This is a genomic window from Albidovulum marisflavi, from assembly GCF_025751435.1.
GTDB classification, from domain to species: domain Bacteria; phylum Pseudomonadota; class Alphaproteobacteria; order Rhodobacterales; family Rhodobacteraceae; genus Albidovulum; species Albidovulum marisflavi.
In genome coordinates this window covers 1,241,348-1,255,729 of record NZ_JAOWKY010000001.1, presented here as the reverse complement: position 1 = coordinate 1,255,729, position 14,382 = coordinate 1,241,348, and the positions used below count along the sequence as shown (strand labels likewise).

At 62.7% G+C, this 14,382-nt stretch carries 11 protein-coding genes; 3 read left to right on the top strand and 8 right to left on the bottom strand.

Features of this window, described 5'->3' with window-relative positions; genetic code table 11:
- The first annotated feature begins 217 nt into the window (after positions 1–217).
- A complete protein-coding gene (locus OEW28_RS06020) occupies positions 218–862 on the top strand; it encodes a glutathione S-transferase family protein (protein WP_263733799.1) in 645 nt (214 codons plus the stop codon).
- Positions 863–872: 10 nt separating this feature from the next.
- Here OEW28_RS06020 and OEW28_RS06015 read toward each other — a convergent pair whose 3' ends face one another.
- Positions 873–1,466, bottom strand: a complete 594-nt coding sequence (locus tag OEW28_RS06015) for an SAM-dependent methyltransferase (protein ID WP_263733798.1) — start codon at positions 1,464–1,466, stop codon at positions 873–875.
- A gap of 136 nt (positions 1,467–1,602) precedes the next feature.
- Here OEW28_RS06015 and parE point away from each other — a divergent pair, with 136 nt between their 5' ends.
- Together parE and OEW28_RS06005 are read left to right on the top strand one after the other, a co-directional pair.
- Positions 1,603–3,558: a DNA topoisomerase IV subunit B gene (gene parE / locus OEW28_RS06010; RefSeq protein WP_263733797.1), complete on the top strand. Its 1,956-nt coding sequence runs from the start codon at positions 1,603–1,605 to the stop codon at positions 3,556–3,558.
- 40 nt (positions 3,559–3,598) lie between these two features.
- On the top strand, positions 3,599–3,922 hold the full coding sequence (locus tag OEW28_RS06005; protein ID WP_263733796.1) for a hypothetical protein: 324 nt from the start codon (positions 3,599–3,601) through the stop codon (positions 3,920–3,922).
- Between the two features lie 505 nt (positions 3,923–4,427).
- Here OEW28_RS06005 and OEW28_RS06000 read toward each other — a convergent pair.
- The 7 genes from OEW28_RS06000 to OEW28_RS05970 all read right to left on the bottom strand — a co-directional run bounded on the left by OEW28_RS06000 (position 4,428) and on the right by OEW28_RS05970 (position 14,238).
- Positions 4,428–6,437, bottom strand: coding sequence for a putative 2-aminoethylphosphonate ABC transporter permease subunit (locus OEW28_RS06000; RefSeq protein WP_263733795.1), 2,010 nt, complete (start codon positions 6,435–6,437; stop codon positions 4,428–4,430).
- Positions 6,430–7,560 carry a putative 2-aminoethylphosphonate ABC transporter ATP-binding protein gene (locus tag OEW28_RS05995; protein WP_263733794.1) on the bottom strand — a complete coding sequence of 377 codons (1,131 nt, stop codon included), beginning with the start codon at positions 7,558–7,560 and terminating at the stop codon, positions 6,430–6,432. The genes OEW28_RS06000 and OEW28_RS05995 overlap by 8 nt, the downstream gene beginning before the upstream one ends.
- A gap of 73 nt (positions 7,561–7,633) precedes the next feature.
- Complete coding sequence (locus OEW28_RS05990) at positions 7,634–8,656, bottom strand: putative 2-aminoethylphosphonate ABC transporter substrate-binding protein (RefSeq protein ID WP_263733793.1); 1,023 nt, start codon at positions 8,654–8,656, stop codon at positions 7,634–7,636.
- A gap of 240 nt (positions 8,657–8,896) precedes the next feature.
- Complete coding sequence (pbfA, locus tag OEW28_RS05985; RefSeq protein ID WP_263733792.1) at positions 8,897–10,270, bottom strand: (R)-1-hydroxy-2-aminoethylphosphonate ammonia-lyase; 1,374 nt, start codon at positions 10,268–10,270, stop codon at positions 8,897–8,899.
- A 31-nt stretch (positions 10,271–10,301) separates the two neighbouring features.
- Entirely contained in the window at positions 10,302–11,750 is a 1,449-nt protein-coding gene (phnY, locus tag OEW28_RS05980) for a phosphonoacetaldehyde dehydrogenase (protein WP_263733791.1), read from the bottom strand.
- Between the two features lie 17 nt (positions 11,751–11,767).
- A complete protein-coding gene (gene phnA, locus OEW28_RS05975) occupies positions 11,768–13,018 on the bottom strand; it encodes a phosphonoacetate hydrolase (protein WP_263733790.1) in 1,251 nt (416 codons plus the stop codon).
- Between the two features lie 32 nt (positions 13,019–13,050).
- Complete coding sequence (locus tag OEW28_RS05970) at positions 13,051–14,238, bottom strand: 2-aminoethylphosphonate--pyruvate transaminase (protein ID WP_263733789.1); 1,188 nt, start codon at positions 14,236–14,238, stop codon at positions 13,051–13,053.
- Positions 14,239–14,382 lie beyond the last annotated feature (144 nt).

Below are 14,382 nucleotides of genomic sequence, written 5' to 3'. Positions count from 1 at the left end.
GGCCGAGTCTCTGGCCCTCGGCGACGCCGCGCCATGACTCGTGTCAAATTTCGGCTGCCCGACGGGAAAAATCGTCATCGGCGGCGAGCTCGCGTGGCTTGATCGATGGCGTGATTTGCCAACCCGGACGATGGCAAACGACGCGATTGCACCTTAGAAAGGACAGGACCCCGCGACCCGGCGCGAAACACCGGGCCCGCTTCAAAGGAGAGCTTCCATGCTTCGTCTTCACGGCGTCTACCGATCGCGCGCGGCGCGCAACATCTGGCTTCTGGAAGAACTCGGCCTGCCTTACGACCATGTGCCGGTCGTTCAGCGCTACCGCCTGTCCGACGAACAGGCCGAAACGCGGATCCACACGCAGTCCGAAACCTTCAGGTCCATGTCGCCCGCGGCGGCGATCCCGGTTCTGCAGGACGGCGATCTGATCCTGTCTGAGTCCATGGCGATAAACCTTCATATCGCGCGGACGCAAGGCAAGGACCTTGGTCCTCGCGATGAACGGGAACAGGCGATGATGGACCAATGGTCGTATTACGGCATTACGGCAATCGAACCCCCGGCGCTGGAACTGCTTTATGCCGACCAGGCGACCGATGACGGGCGCGCGCAGGTCTCGGCAGCGGCGGAAAAGCTGCGCCGACCGCTGTCGGTGGTGAACGGCGCGCTAGCGGAAACCGGATGGCTTGTCGGCGGGCGGTTTACCGTGGCCGACATCAACATGGCCGAGGTCGTCCGCTATGCGATGCCCGCATCCGGCCTGATCGAGGGTTTTCCGGATCTGCAGCACTGGATCACGCAGCTGCATGCCCGCCCCGCGTTCCGGAAGATGTGGCAAGCCCGCGAGGCCGAAACGCTTTGACGCCAAGGCATCACTGGGGTTTGCGCGCTATGAAATCTATCAGCGCCGAGCGGCCGGAATGGCCGCGCCCCTCGTCGACGTCGGCGTCGAAATCCTTGGCGCGCAGAATCTCGTAGTCCGAGAATGCATCGGTTAGCATTTCGAGCGTGTACATGTTTTCCCGATGCGGCGGCCCGCCCGTCCCGTAATCCACTTGACGCGGCGCGTAACCGTGCAAAAGCAGCAGCCCGCCGGGGCGGATCGCGCGGTCGATGCGGTCGAACAGCAGCGACCGCTCGGCGGGCGTGACGAACTGGATGAAGATGCCCGCGACGACGTCAAAGCGCCGCGACCAGTCCCAGCCATCCAGATCGGACAGGTGGAAATCCACCGTCACAGCCCGAGCCGCGGACAGCTTCCGCGCCTTGGCAACGGCATTGGGCGCCGGATCGAAGGCGGTCACCTTCAGGCCCTGCCCCGCCAGCCAGACCGAATTGCGGCCCTCGCCGTCCGCTATGGCCAGCGCGGTTTCCCCTTCCTTCAGCCAAGGTTCAGCGCGCAGCAGGAAATCGGCCGGCTCCGTCCCGAACAGATAGTCATCCCCGGCGTATCGCTCGTTCCACATTCCACGCTCCCTTGTGGCCCTTCGGGTGTCTTCACCCATATTTCGTGAGGCCCGCAGCGCGATCAAGCCCCGACCGCTTGCCCCTGCCCCGCGCGCGTGGTCTAATCCGCAGCCAATCAGAACGAAGAGCAGTGCCATGCCCAACGACCTTCTATCCGCTCGGGCGGACGACTATAACGCCCATTCGATCGAGGTGCTCGAGGGGCTTGAGCCGGTTCGCAAGCGGCCGGGCATGTACATCGGCGGCACCGACGAACGCGCGCTGCACCACCTGGTGGCCGAAATCCTCGACAACTCCATGGATGAGGCCGTGGCGGGTCACGCCACCCGGATCGAGGTGGAACTGCACGCGGACTTTGCCGTCACCATTCGCGACAACGGCCGGGGCATCCCGACCGATCCGCATCCCAAGTTTCCCGGCAAATCGGCGCTCGAGGTGATCCTGTGCACCCTGCATGCGGGGGGCAAGTTCTCGGGCAAGGCCTATGAGACCTCTGGCGGTTTGCACGGAGTGGGCGCGTCTGTCGTGAACGCGCTTTCGGACAGCATGGTGGTCGAGGTCGCGCGCAACAAGGAACTGGTCGAGCAGCGCTTTTCGCGCGGCATACCGCTTGGCCCGGTCAGGAAGATCGGGCAGGCCCCGAACCGGCGCGGCACATCCGTAACCTTCCACGCAGATGAGGAGATCTTCGGCCACCACCGCTTCAAGCCCGCGCGGCTGATGAAGATGGTGCGCTCCAAGGCCTACCTGTTCTCGGGCGTGGAAATCCGCTGGAAGACCGCGATCGAGGATGGCGAAACCCCGAAAGAGGCCGTGTTTCACTTCCCCGGCGGGCTGGCCGACTACCTGGGCGAAAACCTGAACGGATCGACGACCTACGCCGACCGGCCCTTCGCGGGCAAGGTCAGCTTCCAGGACAAGTTCGGCGAGCCGGGTAGCGTCGAGTGGGCGATCAACTGGACGCCGTCGCGCGACGGGTTCATCCAGTCCTACTGCAACACCGTCCCCACGCCCGAGGGCGGCACCCACGAGGCCGGATTCTGGTCGGCGATCCTGAAGGGCATCCGCGCCTACGGGGAGCTGGTCAAGAACCGCAAGGCCGAACTGATCACCCGCGACGACCTGATCGCGGGCGGCTGCGCGCTGGTGTCCTGCTTCATCCGCGAACCGCAGTTCGTGGGCCAGACCAAGGACCGGCTCGCGACCGAGGCCGCCGCGCGCATGACGGAAGGCGCGGTCCGGGACCATTTCGACAACTGGCTGGCCTCGGACACGAAGTCGGCGGGCGCGATCCTCGACTTCCTGGTGCTGCGCGCGGAGGAACGCCTGCGCCGCCGGCAGGAAAAGGAAACCGCCCGCAAGTCGGCCACCAAGAAGCTGCGCCTGCCGGGCAAGCTGGTGGACTGTTCCGCCACCAACCGCGAGGGGACCGAGCTTTTCATCGTCGAGGGTGACAGCGCGGGCGGCTCTGCCAAGATGGCGCGGGACCGGGCAACGCAGGCGCTACTGCCCCTGCGCGGCAAGATCCTGAACGTGCTTGGCGCGGCCTCGGGCAAGATCGGCACCAACCAGGAGATCAGTGACCTGACGCAGGCGCTTGGGGTCGGCCTGGGCACCAGGTTCAACGTCGATGACCTGCGTTATGACAAGGTCATCATCATGACCGACGCCGACGTGGACGGGGCGCATATCGCATCCCTTCTGATGACGTTCTTCTTCACCCAGATGCGCCCGATGATCGACAAGGGGCACCTCTACCTTGCCTGCCCGCCGCTTTACCGGCTGACACAGGGCGCACGCCGCATCTACGTCGCCGACGACGCCGAGAAAGAGGCGATGCTGGCCAAGGGCCTGGGCGGCAAGGGCAAGATCGACGTCCAGCGCTTCAAGGGCCTGGGCGAGATGGACGCCAAGGACCTGAAGGACACCACCATGAACCCCGCCACGCGGAAATTGATCCGCGTCAGCATCGACGAGGATGAACCGGGCGAGACCTCGGACCTTGTCGAACGGCTGATGGGCAAGAAACCCGAACTGCGGTTCCAGTATATTTCCGAGAACGCGCGGTTCGTGGAGGAGTTGGATGTTTGAGTAATGGCGCTGAGTGGTGCCATTCTTCAGGAGGCACGCCTTGTATCTTGGATATTTTGATGAAGCTGATCACACTTCCAAAAACAACTTTACGGTATGTGGCCTGACTGCAATTCATGTAGAACATGCAGCAGATCTGTCGCGGCAGATTGAAAAAATCAGGATTGTTGGCGAATTTAAACCAGAAGACCTCCTCAAATTTTCGACCAATTCAAGGCCAGTATATTGCAGTGAAGACAATCACAGACAGACCAAAGACTCTGTAATCAGTGCGGCTGTCGACCATGGCGTCGTATTCTTCGGTTATTGCCATTTCAACGAGGACCACGTCGCACATGATTCTGATCGGAACAGAATTTACTGATTCAACACTTTAGCTGCTAAGTTCAACGATTTCCTTTCACAGAACCGAGCCTTTGGTATTCTGCAAATGGATAGGTGTGACTTTTCTCGAAATACGAAGAAAAGATATCGAGATGCATATGATTTTATGAAAGAGAAGTTTCAAAATGGAAATTCGTACCCCGAAGGTTACAGGAAGCTAGAAAACATCATTTCATATGGAATGAGTAGTGAAGGCACGTCGCACCTAAGTTCTTTAAATGATATTCTAACAGGAAGTCTCCGGTATCTTGCGAACGGCGATAACCCGATTGCCAGAAGGACAATTCAGTCGAAGCTGCAGAAACTTCTGTGGAAAGATCACTCAGGTCGATATAGGGAGCGCGGCTTCACATTGCGGCCATACAATGTTAGCCGACTTAAACCCGTCATTCTGTCCGAATACACCGCGCTAAGAGAGTTCCTAAACTCGTCGACGCAATAGCGCAGCACTCGCTGTGGCACTGGTGCACGGCAACCTCTACCCTCTACCTCACCCGCCAGGCCTGCGTGCGGCGCAGGATGCTCCGCGAGGCGAACGCGTGCAGGACCCTTGCCGTCGCGTTGGTGTAGAAGATCATCATGCCCATCGCGGCGGCGGGCGCGATGTCGCCCGCGTCGTCCATGTTCAGCACCGCGACCGAGGCGAGCGCGGTGTGGGTGGAATAAAGGAACACCACCGCCGACACCGTCGTCATCGCGTTCACGAACATGTAGATCGAGATGTCGAGGATCGCGGGCAGGCAGACCGGCACCGTGACGCGGGCAAAAAGCCTCCAGAACGGCTGGCGAAGGGATGTGGCGACAGGCTCGAACTCTGCGTCGATCTGCTTCAGCGCGGTCAGCGCGGTCAGGTGGCCCACGGTGTAGAAATGCGTCACCGTCGAAACGACCAGGATCGCCATCGTCCCGTAGATCGCGTTCAGCGGATTGGCGGGGTTGTTGAAGAAGAAGATATAGGCCAGCCCCAGCACCATCCCCGGAATCGCCATCGGCAGCATCGCCAGGAACTGGAACGCCGCCCGGCCGGTTTTGAAGCCGTCGATCTTTTCAACCATGTAGGCGCCCACGAAGATGATCGCGGTGCCGATCACGGCGGTCAGCGCGGCGAGTTCGAGCGAGTTCCAGTAGGCCCCCCAGCCGCCGCCATCCATCTTGTTGAAGTCGTAGTTGCGCAAGGAGAAGCTCAGGTCATAGGGCCAGTAGTTGATCAGAGCCGCGAACTGGCAGACGGCGATGATCCCGGCGATGAAAATGCCCATGATCGTGCACCAGGCCAGCATCGCCATGTCGAAGCGGCGGTTGGGCTTCGGCTCATACGGGACAGAGCGGGCGGAAAGGAGCGAGACCTGTTTCTTCTGTACCTGCCGGTCGATGACGAAGGCGACAATGGCGGGGATCAGCAAGACGACGGACACGACCGCCCCCATCTCGAAATTCTGCTGGCCGATGACCTGCTTGTAGATGTCGATCGCCAGCACGTTGTATTGCCCGCCGATGACCTTGGGCAGGCCGAAGTCGGTGATGACCAGCGTGAAGGTCACGAAGGCGGCCGAGATCAGCCCGTAGCGCGCGCCCGGGATCGTCACCGTCCAGAAGGTCCGCCACTTCGAGGCGCGAAGGGACTCCGCGGCCTCGTACTGCCGCTGGTCGGAAATCGAGAGCGCCGTCGAGATGATGATCAGCGCGTGCGGGAAGGTGAAGAACACCGAGCCGATGACGATGCCCAAGGGGCCGTAGATCGACTGGCCGAACAGAAGCGGCTTGAGGAACCCCTGGTTGCCGAACATGTAGATCAGTGCGATGCCGGGCAAAAGCGACGGCACGAGGATCGGCATCATCGCGATCAGCCGGAACGCCCCCTTGAGTGGCATGCAGGATCGGTTGATCGCATAGGCGAAGCCAAAGGCGAAAAGCACCGTCAGGACAGTCGAGATCGAAGCGATGTAAAGCGAGTTCTCGATCGACGAGAAAAGAGCGGGGTTCGAGAAATACTCCTGGTAGTTCTGCAGTCCCGTATCCGCGACCGGGCGCAGGTTCACGCGGCGGAAGGTGTTGCTGTCAAGCTCGCGCCAGTCGGTCGAATTCTGGAGGTCGAGCCCGACAAGGTAGGGCGCATTGTCGGTCGTGCCCCGGATCCGGTACATGACCGGGCTGCGAAAGCTGAAGTCGGGGAACAGATCCGTCACCGAAAGACGCCCGTCCGAGCTTGAGCGCAGATCGTCCGGCGCGAACTCGCCGAGCCGGTCGTTCAGTTCGGCCGCGGTAACCGGATCACCCCAGACGGCGCCGCTTTCATCGCTGACCTGGAATTCGTAGCGCGTCAGGTCGAAGCTGTAGGTCACGAAGCTTTTGGACAGCATCGCGTAAAGCGGCAGCGCAAGCGCCACAACCAGGTAAAGCGCGATGACCCCCATGAAGGCGCGCTTGATCCAGCCGTCGCTGTCGATCCTGAGCCGAACGTTGCGGCCCTCGGGAAGGACGGTCGCGTCAGCCATCTTCGCCCCCGCGCGGGAAGACAAGCACACGCTCGGCCGGCAGTTCGACCGTCAGCGAAGCGCCGGCTGAAAGCCCGAAGCGGCGGACCGCATTCATCGAGAAATTCGCGAACAGCGGCGTGTCGCCCAATGCCGGGCTTGTCAGATGCGTGCGCCAGTAGGACCCGAGGAACTCCATCGCCTCAATCCGGACGTCCAGGTGATTTGGGCGCGGCGCGGCACCGTCCGCGCTGGCATGAGGCAGCACATCCTCTGGCCGCACCGCCATCGTGACCGGGGCACCGTTCGCCAGCCCGACGGCATGGGTTTGTAGCACGGCGTCCCCGATCGTCACGGCGCCGTCCGAATAGGTCGTCGCGACGCGGTTCGTCTCTCCGATGAAGTCGGCGACGAACAGCGTCGCCGGTTGCCGGTAGATTTCCGTCGGTGTGCCGATCTGCTCGATCACGCCATGATTCATCACCACGATGCGGTCGGCCATCGACAAGGCCTCTTCCTGGTCGTGGGTCACCATGATGGTGGTGACCCCCAGCTTGCGCTGAAGCTCCTTTATCTCGTGCCGCAGGTGAACGCGCACCTTCGCGTCCAGCGCCGACAGCGGCTCGTCCAGCAGCAGCAAGCCGGGGTTGATCGCGATGGCCCGCGCCAGGGCGATCCGCTGCTGCTGGCCGCCTGAAAGCTGGGCCGGATACTTGCGTGCCTGGTCGGGCAGCCCGACGAGGTCCAGAAGCTCCCGCACCCGCGCGGCGATTTCGGCCCTTGGGCGCCTGGTGTTTTCCAGACCGAAGGCAATGTTCCGTTCGACCGTCAGGTTGGGAAAAAGGGCGTAGGACTGAAACACGATGCCGTAATCGCGCTGTGACGCCGGCAATTCCGAAATATCGCGTCCGCCCTGCCAAATCGTCCCGCGCGTCTGCGGGTCAAGTCCTGCGACCGCCCTGAGCAGGGTCGTCTTGCCGCAGCCGGACGGCCCGAGGAAGCAGATGAATTCCCCTTGCGCGATTTCCAGCGAAATGTCCTTGAGCGCGAGGAAGTCGCCAAACGCTTTCCACAGCCCTTCGATCTTCAGATAGGTCGGTTCCGCTGCGGCGCCTTGCATCACCACTGCCTTGGATTCGCTCATGTTTGCCGTCCGGTCAATGCAGGCGCAGAAGGGGCGCCGGTCAAACGGCGCCCCCGCCCAATTCGGGTCAAGATCAGCCCTTCGGCTCCGATTTGGAATCGTAGCGCTTCGACCACTCTTCCAGGATGGCCGAGCGATTGTTCGCCGCCCATTCGAAGTCGTTGTCGATCATCTTTTCCGGAATGTTGGCTGGGAAATGTTCGACCGGCTTGGCCATTCCCGGAATACCGACGACGGCGTAGCCTACGTTGTACATCTCCATCGCCTTGGGCGTGATGGACCAGTCGACAAGCGTCTTTGCCGCCTCTTCCTTGGCCGTTCCCGCGACGATCGCGGTCGCCTCCATGTCCCAGCCGATGCCTTCTTCGGGGATGATGATCTCGACCGGGGCGCCGTTGGCCTTTTCCTTGGCGCCGCGGAAGGCGAATGAAACACCCATCACGGTTTCACCGGCAGCCGCCATCTTGCAGGGCTTGGATCCCGAATGGGTATAGGCCGCGATGTTGTTGTGCAGGGCGTCCATGTAGGCCCAGCCGCCTTCCTCGCCCATCATCTGAAGCCAGCTCGACACGTCAAGGAAACCCGTGCCGGAGGACGCCGGGTTGGGCATGACGACATGGCCAGCGTATTCCGGCTTGGTCAGGTCCGCCCAGCTTGTCGGTGCGGTAAGGCCAAGCTTTTCACCCTCGACCGTATTGTAGCAGATCGCGGCAACCCATGCGTCCATCCCGACCCAAGAGGGCGGATTGTCGCTGTCGCGGAACTTCGGATCCAGCGCATCAAGACCGGCAGGCGCGTAGGGCTCAAGCATGTCTTCCGTCTTCAGAACCAGAAGCGATGTCGCGGCCAAGCCCCAGATCACGTCTGCCTGGGGGTTATTCTTCTCTGCCAGCAGCTTGGCGGTGATGACCCCGGTGGAATCGCGCACCCAGTTGATCTTGATGTCGGGATGATCCTCGTTGAAGGTCGCGGCGTAGCGCTCCAGATCCTCCGCCTCGACCGCCGTGTATACGGTAAGTTCGGTTTGGGCCCAAAGCGCGGTGCTGCTCATCACAAGCGCCAGCGCGCCCAAAGCCAAAGATTTCGAATTGGTCATTTTTTTCCCCAGTGTTGGCCAGTGCGATTTCACTGTTGTCGAGCCTGTCGGCGCATGGCGCCGCAGGCTTCTTTGCGTTCGGTAGCGCGTGAGTGTGACACCCGCATGAACCGGTGTCCGTTCTACGCGACCCCGAAAGGAGTTTGGGGACCGCCAAACAATAAGTAAAATCTATTTATCTTATAGATCCGTCAAAATAATCGATACCGCTAGATGACGGACGCACGGCATTTTCAACGGTCAGGCGGCCTCGTCCGCGATCGCTTGCGCGACGATGTCGAGCGCGCGATCAAGGTCCTGCCTTGCGATCGTCAGCGGCGGCGACAGCGTCAGCACGCAGCCGGCGCTGATCTTGAAGCTTAGCCCCGCCTCCAGACAACGATAGTAGATGCGCTCGGCGGCGGCCTTCCCCGCGGCCTTGAACGAACGGTCCTCGACGATCTCAACCCCGAACATGAGCCCGCGCCCCCGAATGTCGCCGACGATTGGGCAATCCCCGACCATATCGGCAAGCCGCTGAAGCGCGTGACAGCCAAGCGCCGCAGCCCTCTCGACCAGGCCCTCTTCCTGAATGACGGCAAGCGTTTCCAGAGCGGCGCGCGCCGTCACGGGGTTCTTTTCATGCGTGTAGTGGCCGATGGCGAAATCGCCGCACAGGTCCAGGTCGCGCCGCGCGACGACCGCCGCGATGGGCAGGATGGCGCCGCCAAGCGCCTTGCCCAGGGTCACGATGTCCGGAACGATGTCGTCATGCTCGAACGCGAACATGCGGCCCGTCTTGCCCAGCCCCGTGGGGATCTCGTCCATGATCAGAAGCGCGCCGTGCCGGTTGCAGGCTTCGCGGACATGCTTCCAGAAGCCCGCCGGCGGAAGCGTGGGAACCGCCCGCATCGGCTCGGCGATCACCGCGGCCACATCGCCCTCGCGCTCAAGGACGAACTCGACCATTTTCGCACAGGCCAGTCCGCAAGCCGCCGGTCCGGGATGCCCGTAGGCGCAGCGGTAGCAGTTGAATGGCGCGACATGTTCTGCCCCCGGCAAGAGGGGACCCGCGATATGCGACCGGAACGTCGCCTCGCCGCCGACGCTTGAGGCGCCGAAACCCGCGCCGTGGAATGCGTCCCAGAAGCTGACCGTCTTGAAACGCCCGGTGGCCGCGCGCGCGAGCCGCAAGGCGACCTCGTTCGCGTCCGAGCCTCCGGTCGTAAACAGCACCTTGCCCAGATCGCCCGGCGCGATCTGCCCCAGACGCTCGGCCAGTTCGACCGACACCTCGTTCGTGAAGCGGCGCGGCGCGAAGCTCAATTCATCCAGTTGCGCCTTGATCGCGGCGACGACGCGAGGATGGCTGTAGCCGATGTGATGAACCGAGTTGCCATGGAAATCCATGTAGCGCCGCCCGGCGGTATCCTCGATCCAGATCCCATCCGCCTTCGCGATCGTCGAAACGCAGGGGGAGGACAGCGACTGGTGCAGGAAGGCGCCCGCGTCGCGCGCCAGAAGCGCGCGCGTCGCCGCATCCGGGTGCTTCTCTGCCCAGGCGCGGCGCGCTTGCGACGTGTTAGACTCGCCCTCGGTATGCGTGATCACACCCCGCCCCTTCCTCTTGTCCATCCCGGCCCGGGACCTGCGCGACCCAAGCCTTTCAGCGCGGCCAGGGAAGCGAATAGGTCTTCACGTTGGTGAAGAACTTCATGGCCTCGCTGACACCTTCCTTGACGCCGTTGCCCGAGTCCTTGATGCCGCCGAAGGGCGAGGTCTCGATCCGGTATCCGGGCTGCTCCCAGATGTTCACGGTACCCACATTCAACCCCTCGATATAGGCCTGCATGCGGCGGAAGTCGTTCGTGCACACGCCCGAGGACAGCCCGAAGGGCGTTCCGTTCGATATCCGCATGACCGCGGCATCGTCGTCGGGCACACGCACGATGGGCACGATGGGGCCGAAGGTTTCCTCCATCACCAGTTCGCTGTCATGGGGCACATGGTCAACCACGATCGGCGGCAGAAGCGCACCCTTGCGGCCGGGATCGTAGAGCACCTTGGCGCCCTGCTCGGCCGCCATGTAGACGCGCTTCTCGAAAAGCTCCGCAGCCTTGGCATGGATCACGCAGCCAAGCTCGGTCGCGGGGTCCATCGGGTCGCCGAAGCGGATCTTCCTGGCCTTTTCCAGCACCATCGGCACGAAGCGGTCGGCGACGCTTTCCTGCACCAGGATGCGCTTGACCGCCGTGCAGCGCTGCCCCGAATTGCCCGTGGCTCCGGCCACGGCGATCGTCGCGGCCTTTTCAAGGTCGGCGTCGTCCAGATCGTTCAGCACGATCAGGGGATCGTTGCCGCCCAGTTCCAGCGCCTGGCGCTTGTAGACGCCCTTGTCCGCGATCATCTTGCCGACTGGCACGCCACCGGTGAAGGTGATGATGTCGATGTGCTCATTTGTGATCATCTCGTCGCCGATGTCCTGCGGCCAGCCGGTGACGACCTGGAACATCTGCGGCGGAAGACCCGCCTCATACAGAATGTCTGCCAGCGCGATGGCGGTCAGCGGCGTCAGCTCGGTCGGCTTGCAGACCATGCAGTTGTTGGTCGCGATCGAGGGCGCGATCTTGTGGCTGACCATGTTCAGCGGATGGTTGAAGGGCGTGATCGCGCTGATCGCCCGGACTGGCTCGCGCTTGGTGTAGATCTTGCGGTCCTTGCCGTTGTGCGTCAGGTCGCAGGAAAAGATCTGCCCGTCGTCTTGCAGCGCCTGCGCTGCGGCGAAGGTATAGACATCCTGCGCACGCTTGGTCTCATAGATCGCATGCTGCCAGCAGATGCCAAGCTCAAGCACAAGCCACGTTGCCAGGTACTCGCGCCGCTCTCCGATCAACTCGCCCGCGCGCTTGAGGATCTGGCTGCGCTCGTAGCGCGAAAGCGTCGCGCGATAGCTGGCGGCGATCTCGAAGGCGCGGCGGGCATGTTCGGCCGTGCCCGCCGGGACCGTTCCCACCACCTCATCGGTGTAGGGATAGCGGACCTCGATCACGCGGTCGGTAAAGACCTTTTCGCCCCCGATCCGCATGCCTTCGTGCCGGACCTCGATCGTCGTCATGTCCTGGTCCTTCATGATCAAAGCGCCGCCGCCGTGCAGGCGTAAAGGAAGGCGTCGAAATTGCGAAGGTCCGGCGCGTCCGGCAAGTCGACCTTGCGATTGACGATGAAGGGCACCTCCTGCTCGGTCAGCCCGCCATGGCTGCGCAGCGGCTCCTTCAGCGCCGCCAGGTCGTGGCGGTGGGCCGAAGTGCCGATGGTCATGTTCTCGCCCGAGATCATGACGATGTCGCCGATCCGGTCGGCCGGCAGTTCGAAACGCGTCACCGCCTCGTCCCGGTCCACGACAAGGATCAGCTCATCCCGCGCCGAAAGCCGCGCCATGATGTCCGCCCTGTCCGCGCCCTCGGGCAGATAGGCGGTGGCAAAGGAGCCGAGTGCGCCGTGATGGACGACATAGGGATCCGTGATGGGCAGGATCACGCGCGCCGCGTCCTTTCCGAGCCAATCGTCCAGAAGGTCCTGGACGTAGATCACGGCAGGTGTGCCGTCGGCGTTGTGCTTGGGCTTCATGCCATGGTCGGCCGTCACCACGATCGCCGCGCCAAGCGCGTCAAGCTGGGCCAGGTAGCCGTCGAACATCCTGTAGAAATCCTTCGCCCCCTGTTCGTCAGGCGCGAACTTGTGCTGGATGTAGTCGGTCGTGGACAGGTACATCACGTCGGGCTTCCATTCCTTCAGAAGCTTGACGCCAGCGGCGAAGACGAATTCCGACAGGTCGGCCGAATAGACCTCCGGCACCGGGCGGCCCAGCCAGGCACTGGCGTTGTCGATCCCGTGTTCGGCCTTCGTCGTGGTGTCGGCGCGCTCCGAGGAAAAGGCGATGGCGCGATCTTCGTCGAACTTCAGCCCCGCGCCCAGAAGCGCGCGAAGCTTGTCCTTGGCGGTGACAACGGCCACTCGGGCGCCGGCATCGTAGAACTGGGCGAATACGGTCGGCGCGCGCAGGAAGCGCACGTCGTTCATCATCACCTCTTGCCCCGTTTCCGGCTCATACAGGTAGTTTCCGCAGATCCCGTGCACCGCGGGCGGGCGCCCCGTGGCGATCGACAGGTTGTTTGGGTTCGTGAAGGACGGAATGACCGAGTGCGCCAGACGCTCGGTGCCGGTTTCACGAATGCGCTTCAACGTGGGCATCAGCCCTTCGGAGATGGCCACGTCCAGGTATTCAGGTTCGCATCCGTCCAGGCAGATCGCGATGGCGGGCACCTTGGGCCAGGGATAAACGCGGCCGTTGGCGGTCACGGCGGCGCGGTTGATCATGTTCATCTTCGGTCCTTCCGTCAGTGTCTCGGGGCCGCTCAAGCGGCAAGCCTGGCGCGTTCGGCGATGGCGGCTTCGGGCGGGGCGGCAGAAGCGACGCCCATTTCGGCCAATGCTTCCTTCGCGGCCTGAACCACCTTGCGCATCACGTGTTCGTCCATCCGCCCGATACAGCCGACACGGAAGCTGTCCACGACCGTCAGCTTGCCGGGATAGATGATGAAGCCCTTGGCCTTCATCAACTCATAGAAGCGCGAAAAGACGAAGTTCGGATCGGCGGGGCAGAAGAACGTGACGATGATCGGGGACAGCCAGCGGTCCTTCAGAAGGGTTTCGAACCCCAAGCCCCGCATCCCGTCAACCATCACGTCGCGGTTGCGGGTGTAGCGCGCGCCGCGGGCGGGAACGCCGCCTTCTTCCGCGTGCAGGCGCAGTGCCTCAAGGAAGGCCGCGACGACGTGGGTCGGCGGCGTATAGCGCCACTGGCCGGTCTTTTCCATGTAGGCCCACTGCGCGTGCAGGTCGAGCGCGAGCGAATGGCTGTTGCCCTTCGCAGCCTCAAGCTCGGACCTGCGGGCGACAACGAAGCCGAAGCCCGGCACACCTTCGATGCACTTGTTGGCCGAGGACACCATCGCCTCGTACCGGATCCGGTTCACGTCCAGGTCGATCGCCCCGAAGGCCGACATGGAGTCGATCAGCAGCTTGCGCCCGCGTGAATAAACCGCCTCTGAAATCTCGGCGACCGGGTTCAGGATGCCGCTGGACGTTTCGCAGTGGATCGCGACGACATGGGTGATCGCGGGGTCGGCGTCCAGCTCCGCCGCGACCTCATCGCCCCGCGGCGGCATGTAGTCGCCCTTGTCGATCAGCGTGTAGGCGCGGCCAAGGTAGCGCATGGTTTCGGCCGCCCGCAGCCCGTAGGCGCCGTTTGCAAGGACCAGCGCCTTGCCCTCCCGCGGGACGAAGGTGCCCAGCATCGCCTCGACCGAGAACGAACCGGAGCCCTGCATCGGCACGCAAACGAACTCGCCCCGGCTGTCGCCAGCAAGCGCAACCAGCTGATCGCAAAGCGACCTGGTCATCGCCCGGAAATCGGCGTCCCAAGACCCCCAGTCTTTCAGCATCGCCTCCTTGGTTGAAAAGGCGGTGGTCAGCGGACCGGGCGTCAGCAGGTAGGGTTCGCCCAGATGCGGCGCGGGAAGCGGTTTGGCAGAAGCAGTCATGGGAACGTCCTGGCTTCGTGTTTCGGCATGCCTTTCGTATCTGTCACGCGGCTTGTCATCTGTAAAATCGTTAATTTGTATTGTTATATAAGCTCAGCTTACCGATAATCCCGCCCAGGCTCCAAACAGTACGACCGGATCAGC